The organism is Barnesiella sp. An55 (assembly GCF_002161555.1).
GTDB lineage: Bacteria > Bacteroidota > Bacteroidia > Bacteroidales > Barnesiellaceae > Barnesiella > Barnesiella merdipullorum.
The window spans coordinates 1-19,902 of sequence record NZ_NFHZ01000024.1 but is presented as its reverse complement, the minus strand read 5'-3'; the positions used below and the strand labels follow the sequence as shown (position 1 = coordinate 19,902).

At 53.2% G+C, this 19,902-nt stretch carries 10 protein-coding genes and 1 pseudogene; 6 read left to right on the top strand and 5 right to left on the bottom strand.

The window, feature by feature from the left end; genetic code table 11:
- The 6 genes and pseudogenes from B5G10_RS12880 to B5G10_RS11985 all read left to right on the top strand — a co-directional run.
- A pseudogene (locus tag B5G10_RS12880) lies at positions 1-97 on the top strand (IS982 family transposase); the annotation flags it as partial.
- Positions 57-1,616: a helicase-related protein gene (locus B5G10_RS12005; RefSeq protein ID WP_087424970.1), complete on the top strand. Its 1,560-nt coding sequence runs from the start codon at positions 57-59 to the stop codon at positions 1,614-1,616. The pseudogene B5G10_RS12880 and the gene B5G10_RS12005, both read left to right, overlap by 41 nt.
- Positions 1,617-1,675: 59 nt before the next feature.
- Positions 1,676-2,272 (top strand): hypothetical protein, encoded by a 597-nt coding sequence (locus B5G10_RS12000; RefSeq protein WP_143241147.1) that lies wholly within the window; start codon positions 1,676-1,678, stop codon positions 2,270-2,272.
- A 173-nt stretch (positions 2,273-2,445) separates the two neighbouring features.
- Positions 2,446-2,790 carry a hypothetical protein gene (locus B5G10_RS12875; protein ID WP_241147766.1) on the top strand — a complete coding sequence of 115 codons (345 nt, stop codon included), beginning with the start codon at positions 2,446-2,448 and terminating at the stop codon, positions 2,788-2,790.
- Positions 2,791-2,871: 81 nt separating this feature from the next.
- Positions 2,872-5,178 (top strand): TonB-dependent receptor, encoded by a 2,307-nt coding sequence (locus B5G10_RS11990; protein ID WP_087424968.1) that lies wholly within the window; start codon positions 2,872-2,874, stop codon positions 5,176-5,178.
- A gap of 342 nt (positions 5,179-5,520) precedes the next feature.
- Positions 5,521-12,126 carry an FG-GAP-like repeat-containing protein gene (locus B5G10_RS11985; protein WP_158098825.1) on the top strand — a complete coding sequence of 2,202 codons (6,606 nt, stop codon included), beginning with the start codon at positions 5,521-5,523 and terminating at the stop codon, positions 12,124-12,126.
- A 152-nt stretch (positions 12,127-12,278) separates the two neighbouring features.
- On the opposite strand, the gene B5G10_RS11980 is transcribed toward B5G10_RS11985, so the two are convergent.
- The 5 genes from B5G10_RS11980 to B5G10_RS11960 all read right to left on the bottom strand — a co-directional run bounded on the left by B5G10_RS11980 (position 12,279) and on the right by B5G10_RS11960 (position 19,421).
- On the bottom strand, positions 12,279-13,265 hold the full coding sequence (locus B5G10_RS11980; RefSeq protein ID WP_164470666.1) for a DUF362 domain-containing protein: 987 nt from the start codon (positions 13,263-13,265) through the stop codon (positions 12,279-12,281).
- A 19-nt stretch (positions 13,266-13,284) separates the two neighbouring features.
- Positions 13,285-15,117, bottom strand: coding sequence for a TonB-dependent receptor (locus B5G10_RS11975; protein WP_241147767.1), 1,833 nt, complete (start codon positions 15,115-15,117; stop codon positions 13,285-13,287).
- 248 nt (positions 15,118-15,365) lie between these two features.
- Positions 15,366-16,514, bottom strand: a complete 1,149-nt coding sequence (locus tag B5G10_RS11970; protein WP_087424965.1) for an aldo/keto reductase — start codon at positions 16,512-16,514, stop codon at positions 15,366-15,368.
- A gap of 8 nt (positions 16,515-16,522) precedes the next feature.
- A complete protein-coding gene (locus B5G10_RS11965; protein ID WP_087424964.1) occupies positions 16,523-17,905 on the bottom strand; it encodes an aldo/keto reductase in 1,383 nt (460 codons plus the stop codon).
- Positions 17,906-17,924: 19 nt separating this feature from the next.
- Positions 17,925-19,421 carry a 4Fe-4S binding protein gene (locus B5G10_RS11960; protein ID WP_087424963.1) on the bottom strand — a complete coding sequence of 499 codons (1,497 nt, stop codon included), beginning with the start codon at positions 19,419-19,421 and terminating at the stop codon, positions 17,925-17,927.
- Between the last annotated feature and the right edge of the window lie 481 nt (positions 19,422-19,902).

The following is a 19,902-nucleotide window of genomic DNA, read 5'->3' as shown; positions in this document are numbered from 1 at the left end:
AAACCTGTTGGGTGCAATTGCTGCATATTGTTGCTTTCCCAAGAAGCCGTGTATCAATGTTACAAGAACTATTGACACACAGCTCGCTTTGTTTTGAATTCGTCGAACTCACGTTATTTTATTTCCCTTATGTGAAGCATATAGGTGATATTTTAGACATGCCAGAGTTGCAGCCATATCGGAATAAAATCACACAATTTCATTCTCAACTTACTCCAGTTGAAAAACAGACAAATTCGGCATTTTTTCGGGATGGAACTTGTCCTATAATTTGTGCTTCGAAGGCTTTTGGTATGGGGATTGACGTTCCGGATATTACCGAAGTGTATCATCATGCCCCTTCTGGATGTCTTCCTGATTATGTACAAGAGATAGGTCGTCTGGCACGAGATGAAAAATTGACTGGTATTGCTAAAATTGATTTTAATGAGCAGGATTTTCGATATACAAGACAGTTGCATGGACTTTCAACTATTAAAACTTATCAAGTAAAAGCGGTTCTAAAAAAACTGATGGAGTTGTATCGATTGCGTGGTGAAAAACGAAATATGATGATTTCGCCGGCCGATTTTGAATATATCTTTCCCAATGCCGGGGATCAACTTGATCAGCGATTTAAAAGTTGTTTGTTATTGATCTCTCACGATTTAATGCGGTCTTTGCAATTTCGTGCTATTATTGTAAGAGCAAAGAATTTGTTTGTCGATACGTACATAGAGTTACCTAAGGAAGAATCGCAGCGTTTTTATGACGATTACATTCAGTATCTCACTCCTTTGGGTGCCGGTACTGGGCGATTTATTTTACATGCAGAAAAGTTTTGGACAGACAAGCAAAGTAATATAAGTTTCCCTCTGTTTAAGCGAAAACTCATGCTACAGCAAATATTTAAGAATTATCATGTAACGCCTATCGTACGTGTGGATATTTCTTTGAATAATAATTTAACTGAGACATCGGCAAAACTTCTTTTAGAAAGATTCTTTGCACAGTCGTTTCGTATTCTTGACCGATTGGCCAATCCTGTGGCAGGAGCAGCTCGACATATAAAATACAAAGAAATCAGGAACGAACTCGTTGATTATTCACCTATTCAGAAAGAAGAGTTTTTACGGTCGTTTATTCTTGCTTTTGCTCCGGCTGTGGGAGATAGCGAAAGAATAGCCTACTGCCAGGTTAAGGTGAAAGTAGAAGAAGATGATAATCAAATAACACTTCTTCGACAAGGATATGAAGCGGTTAAGAGCCAACTGTTAGTTGCATATGATCAGATTGTAACTAATACTCATAATCAAGTTTATTGTAAAGGGAATGATATCGCAGTCTTTTTGGCTGAAATCTTGAATTGTCTGAATATTGCATCGTTTCAAAAAGTGGGAGGAGCAGATCCTCAGGTATTTGTTCGTATCAACAATCCTGCATATTTAAATAGACTGGTAAAAAATGGTAATTACCGTAATCAGATGTTGTCTGATATTTATGATAAGCACCATTTGTCTGAGCGGATTTTTACCCATTTCTTTCTTACAGATATGACAGATAAGCAACGATGGGATTTTATTGAAGACTATTTCTTGGGAGCATCAGAGGAAAAACTACATAGCCTTGGGAAATAATGAATGTATTTTATCTCTCAATCCACATTGCTGATTTGCCGATCAAACAACTGCAATCTATGGCCAGTTTTAAAAAACTAACCATAGGAGATTTAGTTGTACTTAGACTGGATAGACGTCTTGTATTGGTAATCATAAATCGATCCTTGGATGAAAATGAAAAATTGACGGCATATCCTATGGTTGCGCAGGTTATTTGTGAAGATGAGAATTTACCAAAGTTGTTACCACTACTGTATTATAATGATAGATACAATAGTAAAATTTTTGATATAGATGGGCTCCAATTTTTACTAAACGCTTTTAAATCCAGCAAATTAGTTTCGGACTTCATAATAGAAACTCTTGCATTAGCAAAGAGGGAAATCGATCAACGGGATACGAAACTTGCACTCCGCCTATTTAAATGCTCGGGGATGGTGCCGACAACAAGGAGCTCAAATGCTGCGTATGATAGACAGCATTTGATAAAAGAAGGGAAATTATTAATCGTCGAAAAATTCTTTACGCCTCAGATGAGACAGGAATTTTACGATAGTATCGCCTTAGGATTAACTGAAAGAGAATCTCTTGTGAAACTTCGGCGTAAATATCCTAAGCTTTTTAGTAAAATTCTTTTAGAGTTTCGAGATAAAGATATTTATACAAGAATATGACATTATAATTCAGAAATGTCATATGAGTATATGCTTTTTGATATATAAACTCCTCTATGAACTATTAAAATTGTATTTGGCTCAAATTGACGGTGATTTATAACGCTTTTTGTCATACTGTTGGATAATCATTTAAAAAGCCCTACCTTTGCGCCTTTCATAAACGAAACGCCGTGAACAGGTTGCTCCGTCCTATAGCCCGGTTCTTTTTGCCTATATTGTTTATTTCGTATATAGGTTGCATATCGCTGTTTACCCACACCCACGTGGTAAACGGAGTTACCATTGTGCACTCGCACCCCTACAAGAGCGATGCCCATCACAGTCACACGGCTACCGAGTTTCAGCTCATACATGTCTTGTCGCACCTGACCACGGCCGAGCCGTCGGTGGGGGTGCTGCTGTTGGGCGTATTGCTGCCCTTTTGGTGGTTGAGCTATCCTCTCGATAGTCGGGTGTATGTTCCTGTGGTGTGGAGGGCTCACGGCCTTCGAGCCCCGCCTGTTTCGATTCTGTAAAATAGATGTAAACAGAAGGATTACTCCTGCTCTTGGCGAGTGGGGGATGGATGAGTTTTTACTATTCAGAATCGGAAAAAAATGAAAAAATATATCGTTATATTAGCGGTATGCCTGTGGCATATCAGCTTTGTGTGTGCCGAGACGGCAACTCAAAAACCATTGGATATCAATATTGTGGGACATGTGCTCGACAAGAATACCCGGGAGCATCTGCCCTATATTACCATTTCGTTGAAGGGAACGACCGTGGGGACGATGACCGACGCCTCGGGGCACTATTTCCTGAAAAATCTGCCCGAGGGCGATTTTGTGCTCGAGGCTTCGTCGGTAGGCTATGAGACCGGTAGGCATAAGGTTTCGCTGAAGAAGGGGGTGACGCTGGAGATTGATTTCGAAATTGAGGCGAGTGACGTGGCTCTTGATGGGGTTGTGGTCTCGGCCAACCGTAGTGAGACTACGCGGCAATTGGCTCCCACGCTGGTCAATGTGTTGAACATAAAGACTTTCGAGAATACCAACTCGGGCACCCTGGCGCAGGGACTTAACTTCCAGCCTGGTGTGCGGGTCGAGAACGATTGCCAGAACTGTGGTTTCCAGCAGGTGCGTATCAACGGGCTCGACGGTCCCTACACGCAGATTCTCATGGATTCGCGTCCCATCTTCAGTTCTCTCTCGGGGGTGTATGGATTGGAGCAAATCCCGGCCAACATGATCGAGCGGGTCGAGGTGATGCGTGGCGGCGGGTCGGCACTCTTCGGTTCGTCGGCCATTGCCGGTACCATCAACATCATCACCAGAGAGCCGTTGCGCAACAGTGGCTCCATTGCGCACTCCATCACTTCGGTAGGGGGTAGCGCCAACCTCGAGAACAACACGTCGCTCAATGCTTCGCTGGTGACCGACGACAACAAGGCGGGACTTTATGTCTTTGGGCAGAACCGTCAGCGGGCCGGCTACGACCACGACGGCGACGGGTTTACCGAGTTGCCCGAACTGAAGTCGCAGACGCTGGGTTTCCGCTCTTATCTGAAGACCAGCAACTACTCCAAACTTACGCTGGAGTACCACCACATAGGCGAGTACCGCCGGGGTGGCAACCTGTTGAACCGTCCGCCTCACGAGGCCGATATCGCCGAGCAGGTGAATCACTCGATCAACGGCGGTGGCCTCAACTACAACCTTTTCACGCCCAACGAGAAGCATCGTATCAATCTCTATGTCTCAGCCCAGCATATCGACCGCGACAGCTATTACGGTACGCAGCAGAATCTCGATGCCTATGGCGAGACCAGCGACTTGACGGTGGTGGCCGGCGGGCAGTATATCTACAGCTTCGATCGTTGTCTCTTCATGCCGGCCGACTTGACTGCCGGTATCGAATACAACTATGACAAGCTGCACGACGAGATGAAGGGCTACCACCGCTCGACCCGTCAGAAGGTGCATATCGAGAGTGCCTTCTTGCAGAACGAATGGAAAAACGACCGCTGGAGTTTCCTTGTGGGCGGGCGTCTCGACAAGCACAATCTCATCGGGCATGTCATCTTCAGTCCACGGGCCAACGTGCGTTTCAATCCTACACCCAATGTCAATCTGAGGGCCAGCTATTCATCGGGATTTCGGGCTCCGCAGACCTACGACGAGGACCTGCACGTGGCTGCCGTGGGAGGCGAGGGAACTATCATCCAGCAGGCGGCCAACCTGAAGGAGGAGAAGTCGCACAGCTTCAGTCTCTCGGCCGACATGTACCGCCGTTTCGGAGCCTTCCAGTGTAACCTGTTGCTCGAGGGATTCTACACGCGGCTGAACAATGTGTTTGTGCTCGAGGAGATTGGTTTCGACAAGACTCACAACGCTACGGTGAAGGAGCGTCGAAACGGTCAGGGGGCCGAGGTGGCCGGTGTGACTCTCGAGGGTAAGGTGGCCTATCTCTCTCTGGTGCAGTTGCAGGCTGGTGTCACCTGGCAGCAGAGCCACTACACCCGGGCCGAGCGTTGGAGCGACGATGAGTCGGTCCCGGCCGAGCGTCGCATCTTCCGCACCCCCGACTGGTATGGCTACTTTACCGCCACCTATACGCCTGTGAAACCGTTGACCATCGCCCTCTCGGGCACCTACACCGGTTCCATGCTCGTGCAGCACATGAAGGGCTACATAGCCAAGGATGTGGCGGAGACCACCCCCGATTTCTTCGACATGACCGCCAAGGTGTCGTATGATATCCCCCTCTATAAAGCCATCACGTTGCAGCTCCATGCCGGGGTGCAGAATATCTTCAATGCCTATCAACGCGACTTCGACCAGGGTAAAGACCGGGATTCGGGCTATATCTACGGTCCCTCCATGCCCCGCAGCTATTTTGCCGGCATGAAGCTCTCGTTCTGATCTCCCTCGAGGGTGTAACCGTTTTGTTCTGACCAGCGTTTGCCCTCGGTCGATAGTATCGAATCTCTTGTTTGTTTTCAGGAGGGTCTGCAAGGCAGTGCCGGGTGACGTCGAGTTGTATGGACGGTATGGAGGTTGCCTGGGGCGGGAGCGCATGGGATATGTTCAAAAACATCTTTTTTGTTGCATTGACGCATTTTTTGTTGCATTGACGCATTTTTTTGTTGCATTGACGCGCTCTTTTGTTGCATTGACGCATTGTTTTGACGAATTGAAATGAAATTAATACAATATTATGATAATTTCGTAAAAAATGTATCAATAAAAAATAAAACTGAATTTATGAGGGCGAGACTACTTTTTATTTTTATGCTGGTGCTGGGAATGGCACAGGCGCGTGTCGTGACTTTTACTCCAGAATCAGCCGCTGGAATGAATGGCGCGTTTACTATCATGCTTGATGATTTGGTTGTGATGGAGGTATCGAACGGATCTTGTTCTGACGATATGCTTACTCTGCGCAACAACGGGGCCACACTCTCTTTTACGTTGAACGATCCCTCTTGGTCGGAGGTTATTACGAACATACACATTATTGTAGTAAGCGGTGATCCGGCCAACCGTATCAGCGGTAGCGGATATGTAGCGTCGGGCGAGACCGGCGTGTGGACCGGCAGTGAGATGGGCGTAACCCTCACCAACAATGCGACGGACTGGGTAGGCATCAGTAAAATCGTGGTGTGTACCAATGGCTCGGTTTGGGGAGATGACGGAGGCGACCAGCCGCTTGGCGATGAGGGAACGTTTGTGTTTGATTGCTACGGTACGATCGATGGCTCCGATTCGCTGGTGGTCGATACCCAGATAGCCACCTTTATCCAGCACAAAGGCAATGGCTCGGACGAGCCGGCTTATACCAATCCATGGCGCGTATATACCGATAACACGGTGACGATACGCATGAAGGAGGATTATGTGCTGCAAGGCGTGAAAATCAAGTTGGTGAGCGGTTATGGCAACCCCAGACTCGAATATTCGGAGGAGGTTACCGAATCGTATGCCGGCGATTACAAAACCATTTCGGACTTCCCCGAGAACGTGAGCAGTTTCACCATGACCAACGTGGGCTCACAGACCCGCTGGCAGCAGATAGAGATTGCCTATGGCAAGTGGAATGACGATGTAGCGGTTAAGGTGCCGAGGACGATCGATTTCGATACGCTCAGTATAGGCAACCGAAGTACCCGCTACGTTCCCGTATTTGCGTGGAAAGCCACGGAGATTACGGGAGCAAGCATCTCCGAACCGTTCTCCATGGACGATTTTACTCCACCCGTTTCGTTGGGAGAGAACGAGACTTACCCCTTGCCGTTGAATATATTGTCGCAAACGGAAGGTACCTTTGCCGACACCTTGTGCATTACGTTCACCGATACCGTTTGCAAGATACCGGTAAAGGCAACGGTGATAGATGGAAAGTTGGGTGCATCGAAAGGGGCTTTCCCCTCGACGCTGGGGTATCTCTATGATGCCAATGACGACGGGCACATGGAATATTTCCGTGGGGCATATCCCTATGTGGAGCAATACTCGTTTGACGGTATGCTTTTATCGACGGTTGCTACGGGGAATTACCTTTTCTCGCTCGACGACATGGACGGTGACGGCAAGCCCGAAATCGTGTGCAGCCAAAGCAATGACGGGGATAACCCGGGCAGTGTCTCGATTCACAGTCTCGATGGCAGGTTGCGCACCTCTTTCCCCGTGAGTCTGGACGGCGGCACCTATACCGTCATGCTCGATGCCAACAGCGACGGGCGTCCCGATTTCTATTTCGAGGACTACGACAACGACCGCCATCTCATCTATTATCAACAACCCGATGGTTCGTTTGTAGGCAAAGAGATACGGGTGCTCGAAGACCCGAGTGAGATTGAAAACGCCATGTTCGGCCAGTATGGTGCCAATGCCACGGTGACCAAGCCGGTCAACTTCAGTGGCGTGTCGCTGGCCAAGAAACCTCCCCTGCGGCAGCAGAAGGGTTCGGTAGCCGCCAGTGAGGTTATCCGCAAGACCCGCTCGGCCGAACTCTTCTATGGCAATACCTCGCCCACGGCGGTCGATGTGAATCTCGACGGATATCCCGACCTGCTGAACCTCAACAACGGCAATGCCCTGCTCAGTATCGGCGACGGCACCTATTATTACGGTTCGTTCGAGGGGCAGACCACGGTGAAGGACCTCAACGGCGACGGCATGCCCGACTTCGTGCTCTACGACGAGGAGAGCCGCACGGTGACCCTCTTCCTCTACGAGGGGAACAACAGTTTCAAGAAACAGATGCTGATGCAGAACTTCAACATCACGGGCATCTACACCTTCGACTTTGACCACGATGGCGATGTGGACATTCTGTTGCCTTTCGACTATACGGAGTCTTCGCAGTATGCCTACTTCGTCTTCTTCGAGAACCAGGGAAACAACGAGTTCAAGAAGCGGGAACGTTCGTTTGACTACGGCCGTGCGTTGAGTTTCATAGGCGGAGGCGATGTGGATAACGACGGGCGTTTCGAGGTGGTGGCGCGCGAGGAGAAGAACATCTTCCTCATCGACTGCGCGACGAATTTTGATATTGGGGCCGAGTCGGGACTCATTGCGACCGTACCCGATCCCAAAAGTTATCAGTATGAAGGGGACTATCAATTTGTTTTCGGCGACTTTGACAACGACGGGCGAACCGAATGGTGGGGTGGTGTGAACTTCGAGACCGGCTGGTCCCTCGCTACACCCTACAGCGTTCGCGAGTTGGGCCGGTTCGATGCCGACAAACTCAACACCGCACCCCAAAAGATGGCCACTCCTTCCTATGTATATGATGCCGCTATCGATATGCTACGTGTGGAATGGGCGGCGGGCAGCGATGCCGAAAACTCGGCCTGCGACCTGAGCTATGCCTTGCGCATCGGCAGCGAGCCGGGCAAAGGTGACATGTGGTATGCCTACGCCGATGCCGACGGACGCCGTCTGCGTCCCGGCCAGGGTAATGCCGGTTACAATACCTATACCCTTGTCTCTACGGCGGGCTGGCCGAAAGGTACCTATTATTTGGCCGTTCAGGCCATCGATGCCAATGGGTTGGGTGGAGCCTGGTCGGACGAGGTGACCTTCGACTACTCGGGGCTCTCTGCCTCGTTCATGGCCTCGGCCACTCAGATGAATGTGGTGGACACGCTCACCCTTTTCACCGTGGCCGACTATGATGCCTCCAGTACCTATACCTGGGACTTCGGCGAGGGTGGCCGTGAGGTGAGCCGCGAAGGCAACCGCTGGCAGGTGGTGTATGACCAGGCCGGACGCAAGACCGTCAGCCTCTCGGTGACCGATGCCGACGGCCTGATGGCAAACAGCGAAGAGGTTTCGCTCGAGGTCTATCCTCTGCGCTGGGTAGCCGACTCCATCGACATCGAAGACAACTGGAGATATTCGACCTATTCCTCGGCGGGACGTTATTTCGACATCGACATGAACGGGTCGCTCGATGTGGTGGGTACTGCGGTAATCAATTCGGAACAGTCGCTGACGGGTGTCTTCTCCAACGAAGAGAACAACAACCGCTTCAAGAAGGTGGGGCGCACCTATAACTCCGACCTCAATCCCGATCTGGAACTAATTATACCCATCGACTTCAACATGGACGGTATCCCCGATTTCATGGGAAATACCAACAAGGGCAACCTGTTCATCAACGAGGGTAGTTTCGATTTCACCTATTCTACCGAGACCTATACGGTGCCCCCGAAACAGAGCACGTATGATAAAGAGATTACCGAATATGACTTGCATGATATATACAGCCGTTTTGACTTCGACAACGATGGCTATCTCGATGTAGCCTATGGCGGATTCCACTATCTTCGGGTGGGTATCAACCGGGGCGACAACCTCAGTTTTGACCGGCAAACTCTTCCCGTCCCCGATTCCGATGATAATATCATATGGAACATGGGGCAATGGATCGATTTTAATCGTGACGGATATATAGATTTCTGGTATCGTGAGGCCGATGACGCTCAGAGGGTTACATGGCGTTTCATTGTCTATCTGAACAATGGCGACGGCACATTCGAGCGGAAACAGGTATATGAGACCCCATATTGGGACTCCGACTTCTCTCCCTTCTTCTTCGACTTGAACAACGATGGATGGCAGGATATTATATGGAGCGTTATGCCCGACTACGACGGGGGCGTGTTGGAAACGGGCAGCACCCATATCGTATTGGGCGATGCCTCGATGTCCTATGTGGGCAAGGAGGAGATAGTTCTCGAAGGATACGCATTCAACGGAGAGTTTTTCTGTTACGGTTGTGGTCACGAAAGCCGGCGCCTGTATGACGTGGACAACAACGGCTGGCTCGACCTGCCGGTGATGGGGGCCGACGGTTTCAGAACAAGTGCAAGTGGCTATGTATCCTTGCAAACGGCCACAGGTCTGCTCTATCTCTACCCCGATTGGGAAACCGTGTTTGAAAAGGGGGCTCAGTCTCCTGTCGATGAAATGCCTTTTGCCGACCTGAATGGCGACGGCCTGCCCGATGGAAACGATATGATCATGGCAACCAAACATACGAATACCGCTCCCGAGGCTCCGAAGAATGTGCGTGCCGTGCAGACCGAAGAGGGCGTGCTGCTGCAATGGGACGATGCCCGCGATGCCGAGACTCCGGCCGTACACCTGCGCTACAACGTGAGTCTGAAGCGCAAGGGGGCAACGGGCGAGAACAGTTATGTGATTTCGCCCATGAACGGCGGTAGCGATTTGGCAGCGGCCATACCGGGTTATCGCGGCTATCGCAATTGCCCCCGCATGGTGGTGCCCACCCGACGGTTTGAGGTGGGTCAGGAGTATGAACTGAAAGTACAGACCATCGACTTGTGGAATGAACACTCACCCTTCTCCGAGACCTTCACCTTCCGCATGGAGAGCCAGGTGAGCATCGATGCTCCGGCCGAGACCTGCACCGAACGTGTGGTGACCGTGACCTACCAGGGTACCGAGAGCGGTACGCCGCAGTGGTCGGCGGGCGAAGACGGCGAGCTGCTCGAAGCCGATGGCAATTCGGTGGATATGGTGTGGAGTACGCCGGGTGTAAAGACCATCACGGTGACCGTAGGGGGCATCACCTCCGAGCGGAGTATCAAGGTGAATGAGGCGCCCGATTTATCGGTCGATTTTCCCGAGGCGATATTGATCAAGTCCACCGCGCATTTCAATCTGCCCGACGTGTTTGGAGACCCGAGCAAGCATACCTATTTGCGCGCTTCGTTCTACCGCGGTGGACAGGAAGACCTGCCCATAGGCAGTTACACCCAAGCGAGTGACCCCATAGCTTACACCGAGGGTACCTTTGCCTTGGCTCGAAAGGCGGGTGCGACCGAAGCTCGCCTGGTGCTGCTGGAAGCCGGGCGATACTGGATGGAGGTGTACTACGACGATCCCGTATGCGGGGAGATGAGTCAACGGTTCTGGTTCGACGTGGTGGATGTGCAACCCGAAATAGCCATCGTAGGTGTCGATGGCGGCAAGAATGTGATACAATGGAACGTGGAGGCCGCCCAGGCTTCGGGTATCGACTTCGAAACGGTGCGCATCTACAAGGAATCGGGTTCGACAAACAACTTCGTACTGGTAGGCGAGGCTGCACTGGCCGATGGCCGCTATGTAGATATCTCTTCCGATCCTACCGTGCGCAAGAGCCGCTACACCATCGATATGTGCACGGCCGACGGCATGACCTCGGGACGCAGTGACGTGCACGGCAGCGTACATATCATGCTGAACCAGGGTATCACGCCAAACAGTGTGAACATCGTGTGGACGGTCTACGAAGGTGGAGTCGTTGATCAATACACCATCTTGCGCGGCTCGTCGCCCGATGCACTCGAGGTGCTGACTACGGCTTCGGGCTACGAAACCAGCTATACCGACCAGGAGAAACCCGAGGGCGAAGTCTATTATGCGTTGCAGTACACCAATCTTTACAGCGATGCATGGGGACAGGGGGCTGCGGGGAAGAACCTGCGTCGGGCCACCCAGGAGCAACCGTCGTTTGAAGGTCGCTCGAATGTGGTGAACGGCAACCAGTCGGCAACGATTTCCATGGCCGAGTCGCTGTATGTGATGGTACTGGAACCCAACGGAACCCTTACGCCCGAGCAGACGACCTTGCATCTGTATGCCGAAGTGCTGCCGGCTACCGCTACCTACAAGCGGGTGAACTGGCAAATATTGTCGGGTAGCGAGCTGGCCGAGGTGGATGAGTCGGGGGTGCTGACTTATACGGGTAATGGCGCTAACGGCACGGTGCGTGTACAGGCATCGACCATTGATGGCTCGAACCTCAAGGTGGTGAAAGATATACCGGTCAGCGATTTCGGGCAAGGTGGAGATATCGTGCTGGTAAGCAGTATCTACATTAGTGCGCCCTACACGACACTTACTCCCTCACAGAGCAGTGTACAGTTGAGTGCCGAGGTGTATCCCACCCATGCGACCGACCAGAGAATACGCTGGATGGCCGTAGGCGACTCGCCGGTAATTCTGGTGATGAACTCGGGCCTGGCCGTAGCACAAGGCACGAACGGTGTGGCTACGATACGCGCCGTTGCGTTGGATGGTAGCGAGGCGTATGACGAGATAACCCTCACGGCCTCGGGCTTCGAATCGGAAATAGAGGACACGACGACCGGCATACGGGTGTATAGCTACAACCGCACGCTGTTTGTGGAAAATGTGGAAGGGCTTTCGCTCGATCTTTTCGATCTGGCGGGCCGTCATGTGAACCATGTGGAAAAAGCCGAGGCTCAGGAGGCAATCAGTAGCTTGGATGCCGGCATCTATCTGCTGTACATCGAGGGTAATGGCTGCCGCAGAGTGATGATCAAATAATCCCTCGGTCCTGATCTGGCATGACGAGATAGACCGCATGCCGATTGAAATTGAAAAGAGAAATCCTCCTGCTTTGGGCCCTGTAATAAGTCAGGGGCTAAGGCAGGAGGATTTTTATGTGATGGGGGTATCTGTGTAAACCCGTAGAATCGTCAATCGAGGGTAATCAGCTCATAGGTTTGGGATCCCAGCCCAATCTGTTCGCCATACTCGAGGGTGTGCATGCCGTGGCGCGAATCGATGCGCTCGATCAGATGCACTTTGCCGTGATCGGTTGATGCACGCACCAGGTCGGTGCAGGCTTTGTCGAGAGCCACGGGGTCGAGCGAGGCCAGTATGCCGATGTCGCCCATTTGAGGATCCTCGGGCGAAGCGTCGCAGTCGCAATCGACCGAAAGGTTATTGGCTACACTGATGTAGAGAATCTTGTCGCCGCAGTGGTCGGCTACCGATTTGGCAGCCTCGGCCATCGATTCCAGAAAATCGTCCTGAGCCGGCAGATTGCCCCAGGGGTTGCCTTTGGTCTTTCCGGCCGAGTGAATCCAGGCCTTCCCGCCCGACGAGGCGATTCCAATCGACATGTTCTTGATGGCACCGCCGAAACCGCCCATGGCATGGCCCTTGAAGTGCGAGAGGATGATAGTGAAGTCGTATTGCGGATAGTGGGCTCCCACATAGTTCTCCTGGAGGTGCTTGCCTCCGTGTACGGGCAGGGCAACCTCGCCCTCGGCATCCATGATATCGACAGGTGCAATGGCCGTGAAGCCGTGGTCGGCAGCGGCTTTCAGGTGATTTTCGGTATCGGCACGTCCGCCACCGTAGGCCGTGTTGCACTCGACAATGGTACCGTTTACCTTCTGTACAAGATCTTTGATAAGGGCCGGTTGCAGGAAGTTATGACCGCCTGGCTCGCCGGTCGATAGTTTCACGGCTACCTTGCCGGTAACTTCACGATCCAGAGCCTCGTAGATTTTTACCAGATTCTCGGGGGTAATCTCTTTGAACATATAGACTTTGGCAACCTGTTTCCCTTCCTGGGAACCTTGTTGCTCTTGATTCTGCGCCTGGGTGCTACAACTGAAACCGGTCAATGCCGTCAGGAGAGTCCATAGGGCGATTGTCATGAATTTGGTTTGCATAGGGCTATATTGTTTAGGGTTAGAAGTTCAGGTTTACACCGGCCATGACCGTAGCCCGTGGCATGGGATAGCCGGCATTGATTTCGTAGCGCTGGGCCAACAGGTTGTCGCCGCGGGCCCACACGTCGAGCCAGCGGTTCACGCGATAGGAGACGTTGAGGTTCCACAAGACAAACTCCTCGGTTTGGCTGTTGTTGCCTGTCACGGTGTAGAGGTTGTCGATGTATTGCACGCCGGTCGAGACGGTCCACTGCTTGTGGGTATATTGGCCTCCGACATAGAGTTTGTGCTCGGGTGCTCCCACCACGGGATTCTCCATGTGCAGGTAGCTGTAGTTGGCCTCGACCGACCAGTGCGGGGCGATGCGATAGGCGACCTCAGTCTCCACGCCACAGTTGTCGATCTTGCCGGTATTCTGGTTCAGCATACCGCTCCCGTTGGGATTGGGCAGGGTGACGATGAGGTTCTTGCCGTCGATGTAGAAGAGGTTGACGCCGTAGGACAGACGGTTGTCGAGCAGCCGTTGGGCAAAGGCCAGTTCGTAGTTCCACATCGACTCGGGTTTCAAGTTGGGGTTTTGGGGCGGGAACATGTACATCTCGCGTAGGATGGGATAGCGGAACCCTTTTGCCGCCGAGGCTTTCAGTTCGATGGTGTGGGGAAGGTGGAACGACACGCCGGCCTGGGGCACCCATTCGGTTCCTACGCGCGAGTGGTAATCGAGCCGCACACCGGCATTGAGGGTGAGCCAGTGTCGTATGTTTTGGCGGAAGTCGATATAGCCGGCCAGTTCGTCTTCGTGTTTGTTGACCAGGTCGCTTGTCGTGCCTGCTTTCTCGCCGCTCACAAACTTGTTCCAGGCATGGCCTCCATAACGAAACCAGTCGAAGCCCATCGTGATGCGGTTGCCCGGGAAGAATTGGGTGCTCTGGTAGAGCGACACGCCCATCATGTTGTCGAACGAGAGGAACCGGCTGTCTTGCGGCGACTCTCCCTTGGAAGGCGTGTACCCGTCGTTGATCCAGTGGTTGCCCCAGTTGTAGAAGAAGCTGGCGGCTCCCGATGTCTTTTCATATTTGTTTTCTACGGCAAATGAGGTCATTCCTCGTGTGATGCTCTGGTCGCCGTCGAGCAGAGGAGCTCTTACCGGACCCGGATAGGAGGCGTTGAAATGGGTCACATTCACATCGCCGCGCAGATTCCAGTTGTTGGTAACCTCATAGCCCAGCTTGGCATAGCCGTCGTATTGCTCGAAACCCATGTCGGAGCGGTGACCGTCGGTGCGGTTGTACGAGGCGCTGATGAGGCTTGTGAATTTCCCTTTGCGTATGCGGTTGGTCACCTCGCTTTGCAGGGTGTTGAACGAGCCGTATCCCAGGTTGACGTTGGTCTTTACCCCCTCTTCGCGCATCCGGCGGGTAACGATATTGATTACCCCGCCCATGGCGTTCGACCCATAGAGTACCGAAGCCGGGCCGCGCAGTACTTCCACCCGTTCGGCCAGGAACGACTGGTAGGCGTCGGAGATAGGGTGACCGAAGATGCCGGCATATTGTGGGTGGCCGTCGATGAGTACCATCAGTCGGCCCGAGCCTCCACTCAATCCGCGCAGGGCTATACCCCCGGCAGCTCCGTTGGAAACACCGTAGCCCATGATTCCCCGCGAGGTGATGAAGAGGCCGGGAACCTGTTGGGTGAGTACGGGCAATATAGAGGGTTGCATGCTCTGCTCTATCTCCTGGCGGTCGATGACCGAGACGGTGAGGGGCAGATGCCGCACATCGGTCTCGTTGCGGGTGCCGGTCACGACCACTTCGCCGATGTGAATCGGGTCGGATGGCTTCCCGGCCATGGCCAGGTAGGAGTTATACAGTGAGTCGGTTTGTGCCGAAGCTATTCCGGCAAAGCATAAAAACAGGGGTAAAAGTTTTTTCCTCATTCGTTTATACAATTCTTCTGGGTCGTTTTACAAAATTGGTTATTACGGCAAGACTCACCGGCGGGTCTCCTGTGCGTTGTCGCAGCACGATGCGAGAGGGTACCTCGCGGGGTCTCTCCGTTCATTCTTTTTTCAAAAAGTGCCGTCTTTGCGTAACTGTGTCAGTAGCCAAAACGTTGTGCTGCCCGTTTCATCGACTCGATAATCTTCACGTCGAAGGGGCAGCGTGTTTCGCAGGCGCCACAGGCGATACACTCCGATGCGTGGTGCTCGAGCGCCTTGTAGTGTTCCCTCACGGTTTCGGGAATCTCACCTTGTGCAACAGTGAGGTTATAAAATTTGTTCACGGCGGCGATGTCGATTTTCGACGTGCAGGGGGCGCAGTGTCCGCAATACATGCAGTGTCCGCGCCACGAGAATCGGTCGAGGTGGGTCATCACCGAGGTGTAGTCTCGCTCTTCGGGCGAGGCCTGGCACCAGGCTACGGCGGCAGCAATCTCGTCCTGAGTCTTGCATCCCAGCATGACGGCAGCCACGGCCGGTCGGGTGAGGGCGTAGTTGATGGCCTGCACCGGGGTGAAGGCACAGCCAAAGGGCGAGTTCTCTCGGTCGAGCAGGTCGCCACCGCCAAAGACCTTCATCACGTCAATGGCCACCCCTTCGCGCTCGCACAGAGCATAGAGCTGTTCGCGGACGGGATCGATGTTGTGCAGAGCCCCTGCATAGCTTTGCTGGTCGAAGAGTACATCGACATCTTCGTTGGGCGGGAGCAGGTCGTAGCAGGGATTTATCGAGAAGAGCAGCACGTCGATGAGCCCCGTCTTTACCGCCATGGTGGCTACGATGGGGTTGTGGCTGCTCATGCCTATGTGGCGTATCTTCCCCTCGGCTTTCAGCCGCTGGGCAATCTCGATGATTTCGTGGTCGAATACCTTGTGAAAGTCTTGCTCGGCATCGACGTAGTGAATCATCCCCACATCGACATGGTCGGTGCGCAACTGCTTGAGCAGGGACTCGAACGACTCGATGGCCTTCCTGGGGTCGCGGGTGCGCAGGTACTGGTCATTCTCCCAGGTGGTGCACAGGTGCCCCTGTATGACAAACCGGTCGCGGCGGCCCTCCAGTGCTTGGCCGATGTGGGTACGCAGGTCGGGGTTCGACGAATAGATATCGACGAAGTTGATGCCCCGGTCGATGGCGAAGTCGAAGTCGGCCTTCACCTCCTGGGCGCTCTTGTTGATAAATCCCTCGCAACCGAGGGCGATGGCGCTCACCTGTATTCCGGTTCGGCCTAATGTGCGGTATTCCATAAGCGAACTTAAAATTCTTTACCTTGTTTCAGGTCCTCGACAAAGCGGTCGATGCGATGCAGCTCCTTGGGTATATCGATGCTCTGCGGACAGTGGGGTACACATTGGTGACACCCGATGCAGTGACTGGCCTGGCGCAACTTGGGCACACTGCGGTCGTAGCCTACAAGAAAGGCCCGGCGAGCCTTGCGGTAATTCTCGTCTTGCGACGAGGCCGGCACGTTGCCCTCGTTGATGCACTTGTTGTAGTGCAGCAGAATGGCGGGTATGTCGATTCCGTAGGGGCAGGGCATGCAGTATTTGCAGTCGTTGCAGGGTATGGTGGGGTAGCGCAGCATCAGTTGGGCCGTCTCTTCGAGAAAATCCAGATCGGCGTTGGTGAGGGTATCGAGGGGCGAGTAGGTGCGCAGGTTGTCTTGCAGGTGTTCCATGTAGGTCATGCCGCTCAATACCGTGAGCACGTCGGGGTGGGAGCCGGCGAAGCGGAAGGCCCACGAAGCCACGCTCGACTCGGGAGCCTGTTGCTTGAGGGTGGCGGCAATGTGGTCGGGCACGTTTGACAGGCGGCCACCCAACAGGGGTTCCATGATGACGGCAGGGATGTGGCGTTTCTCCAGTTCGGCATAGAGATACTCGGCGTTGACGTTGTTGCCCGAGGCGTGACGCCAATCGACATAGTTGAGCTGTATCTGCACGAAGTCCCAATGCACCTTCTCGTGCATGCCCAGTACCTCGTCAAAGACCTCTTTGGTGCCGTGGAACGAGAATCCCAGGTTGCGGATGCGCCCGGCCTTGCGCTCCTCGATGAGGTAGTCGAGCATGCCGTTCTCGATATAGCGCGCCCTGAAGGTCTCGATGCCGCCGTTGCCGATGGAGTGGAGCAGGTAGTAGTCGATGGTATCGACCTGCAGGTTCTCGAACGACTTGCGATACATGGTGATGGAGTTTTCGCGGGTGTAGTTGGAGAAGTTCGACAACTTGGTAGCCACGAAATATTTGTCGCGCGGGTAGCGTTTGAGGGCGATGCCGGTCGCCTTTTCCGATCCGCCCTGCATATAGACGGGGGAGGTGTCGAAGTAGTTCACGCCGTGGGCGATGGCATAATCGACCAGTTCGTTGACTGCCTCCTGGTCGATGGTACTGCTGGTACCGTCGGGCGAGGGGATATTGGGCAACCGCATCATGCCATAGCCGAGCAACGAAACCCGGTCTTGCGTCTTGGGATTGGTGCGGTAGGTCATCTGGTCGGTGGGGACTTCGGTCGTAGCCGTGTGGGCCGCCTCCTGCCGGTTTTTGCAACCGGGCAATACTGCCGCCGAAGCGATGGCCGTGCCACCCAGAACCTTCAGGAAGTTGCGGCGGTTTATGTTTTTATTGGGTTTGTTTTCCATTGTTCCCAGTTTTGAGAGGTTAGATGATGCGGTGTTGTTTGTGACCCTCGACGTAGATGGCGCTGAAGGGGCGTGCCGGGCACAGATTTTCGCAGGTGCCGCAGCCGATGCAACGCTCTACGTTGACAACCGGTATCTTGGGTGAGTCGGACACGTTGGGGTCTGATGCTACCATCTGGATGGCACCTACGGGGCAGTGACGGGCACAGTTGCCACACTCCACGCCGTCGGTCAGAGGCACGCAGTTGGCTTTCACCCACACGGCATGTCCTATCTGTATGCTCGATTTCTCGGCTACGGTGATGGGGCGGATGGCTCCCGTGGGGCATACCTCGGAGCAGCGGGTGCACTCGGGTCGGCAATATCCTCGCTCATACGACATCTCGGGTTGCATGAAGGTCATGAGGTTGCCCGAGGGACGCAGCACCTGGTTGGGACAGCTCGAGATGCACAACTGGCAGGCGGTGCAATGCTGGGCCAGATGCGATGCACTGAGCGAGCCCGGCGGGGTGATGGGGGTAGCCCGTTTGGGAACTTTCTTCTCTTCGATGACAGCAAGTCCGCCATCGACCTTCATTTCTTGTGCCTTGAGCAGGGCGCTGCCGGCCAGTACACCGGTGAGTGCCAGGAATGTCCGGCGCGAGTTGTCGGTCGGTTCACCTTCGGGTGCGGCCGGCTTTTCTATCTTCTTGGGGGCCCGGGTGCGGGGCACATAGTGAATGGCGTGTTGGGTGCACCGTTCGATGCAATCCATGCACGTCACGCAACGGCTGTAGTCGATAGCGTGATTTTTGGCGTCGATGCACGAGGCTTTGCAGTTGCGGGCACACGATTGGCAACCGTTGCATTTGGTTGTGTCGATAGCGGGGCGGAAGAACGAGAACCGCGACAGCAACCCCAGCGTGGTGCCCACCGGGCAGATGGTGTTGCAGTAGGTGCGTCCGCTACGCCAGGCCAGTACAGCGATGACCACAAAGGTGACGATGGCCACGATGAGCGAGGGGAGACTCTTGAGCCACACCTCGGTCGAGTAGAAGGCGTAGCTGTCCATGCGCTCGGCCACGAGGGCGAGCAGGTTGTTGCCCCACCGGTAAACCGGGGCAAATAGGTTGGTGGCTATGCGGCCATAGGCACTGTATGGGGCGATGAGGGCGGCCCAGGCGGTGAATCCCGCTACTATGGCGACGATAAAAACAACCAGCACGCCGTAGCGCAGCCACGAGAGGGCCGGCGAATAGCGGAACCGATGTTTCTTGCGCTTGCCGGCCAGCCACGAAACGATGTCCTGGAATACACCCAGGGGGCAGATGACCGAGCAGTAGATGCGCCCGAAGAGCAGGGTAAGCACCACCAGCAGAAGGATGACGCCCACATTCAACGCCAGCACGGCCGGGAGAAACTGTATCCGGGCCAGCCACCCGAACCACAGGTGCAGCGTGCCCGTGACGTCGAGAAACAGCAAAGTGATGAGGACGAAGCAGATAGTTGCAGCGACTATTCTGATTTTTCGTAACATAGAAGTTTGTTTTACTATTAAATACTGTGTGTCGTGATGATGATTTCTTGTCTGGAAATCACCTACGAAAATACGCAAAGATTTTTTATTTTGAGGAGCATCGGCTTGGGAAAAACACTTTTTTGCCTGAATTTTTCTCGTGCCGGGCCGGCGTAAAACCTTTCGGTCGAGCCGTCTACGCTGTCGAGCTTCCTCTTTTTATCTTGCATATCGTGAACTCCACGAGGTGTTCGATGGCAAAGGTAGTGCGGGTATGGTGCATGCGAAATAGACAAATTACAGATAGTTGTACCCGTTTTACAGATTGTCGGTTTGTGGGTAGGGATTATACTTTTTTATCCATCGGTTCGTTTTATATATAGATCACTGCTGTCCGGAGAAATTTTACCATAAAGTAGGTTGCTCGACAGAACCCGCCTCCGGAACACAAACGGGAGTTGTCGGCTGATTATAAATTTCACGGATATCCGCCCTCTGGAAG

Coding starts and splice junctions, on each gene's coding strand:
- B5G10_RS12005 (WP_087424970.1), top strand. CDS start 57: ATGTTACAAGAACTATTGACACACAGCTCGCTTTGTTTTGAATTCGTC.
- B5G10_RS12000 (WP_143241147.1), top strand. CDS start 1,676: ATGGCCAGTTTTAAAAAACTAACCATAGGAGATTTAGTTGTACTTAGA.
- B5G10_RS11990 (WP_087424968.1), top strand. CDS start 2,872: ATGAAAAAATATATCGTTATATTAGCGGTATGCCTGTGGCATATCAGC.
- B5G10_RS11985 (WP_158098825.1), top strand. CDS start 5,521: ATGAGGGCGAGACTACTTTTTATTTTTATGCTGGTGCTGGGAATGGCA.
- B5G10_RS11980 (WP_164470666.1), bottom strand. CDS start 13,265: ATGCAAACCAAATTCATGACAATCGCCCTATGGACTCTCCTGACGGCA.
- B5G10_RS11975 (WP_241147767.1), bottom strand. CDS start 15,117: ATGGCCGGGAAGCCATCCGACCCGATTCACATCGGCGAAGTGGTCGTG.
- B5G10_RS11970 (WP_087424965.1), bottom strand. CDS start 16,514: ATGGAATACCGCACATTAGGCCGAACCGGAATACAGGTGAGCGCCATC.
- B5G10_RS11965 (WP_087424964.1), bottom strand. CDS start 17,905: ATGGAAAACAAACCCAATAAAAACATAAACCGCCGCAACTTCCTGAAG.
- B5G10_RS11960 (WP_087424963.1), bottom strand. CDS start 19,421: ATGTTACGAAAAATCAGAATAGTCGCTGCAACTATCTGCTTCGTCCTC.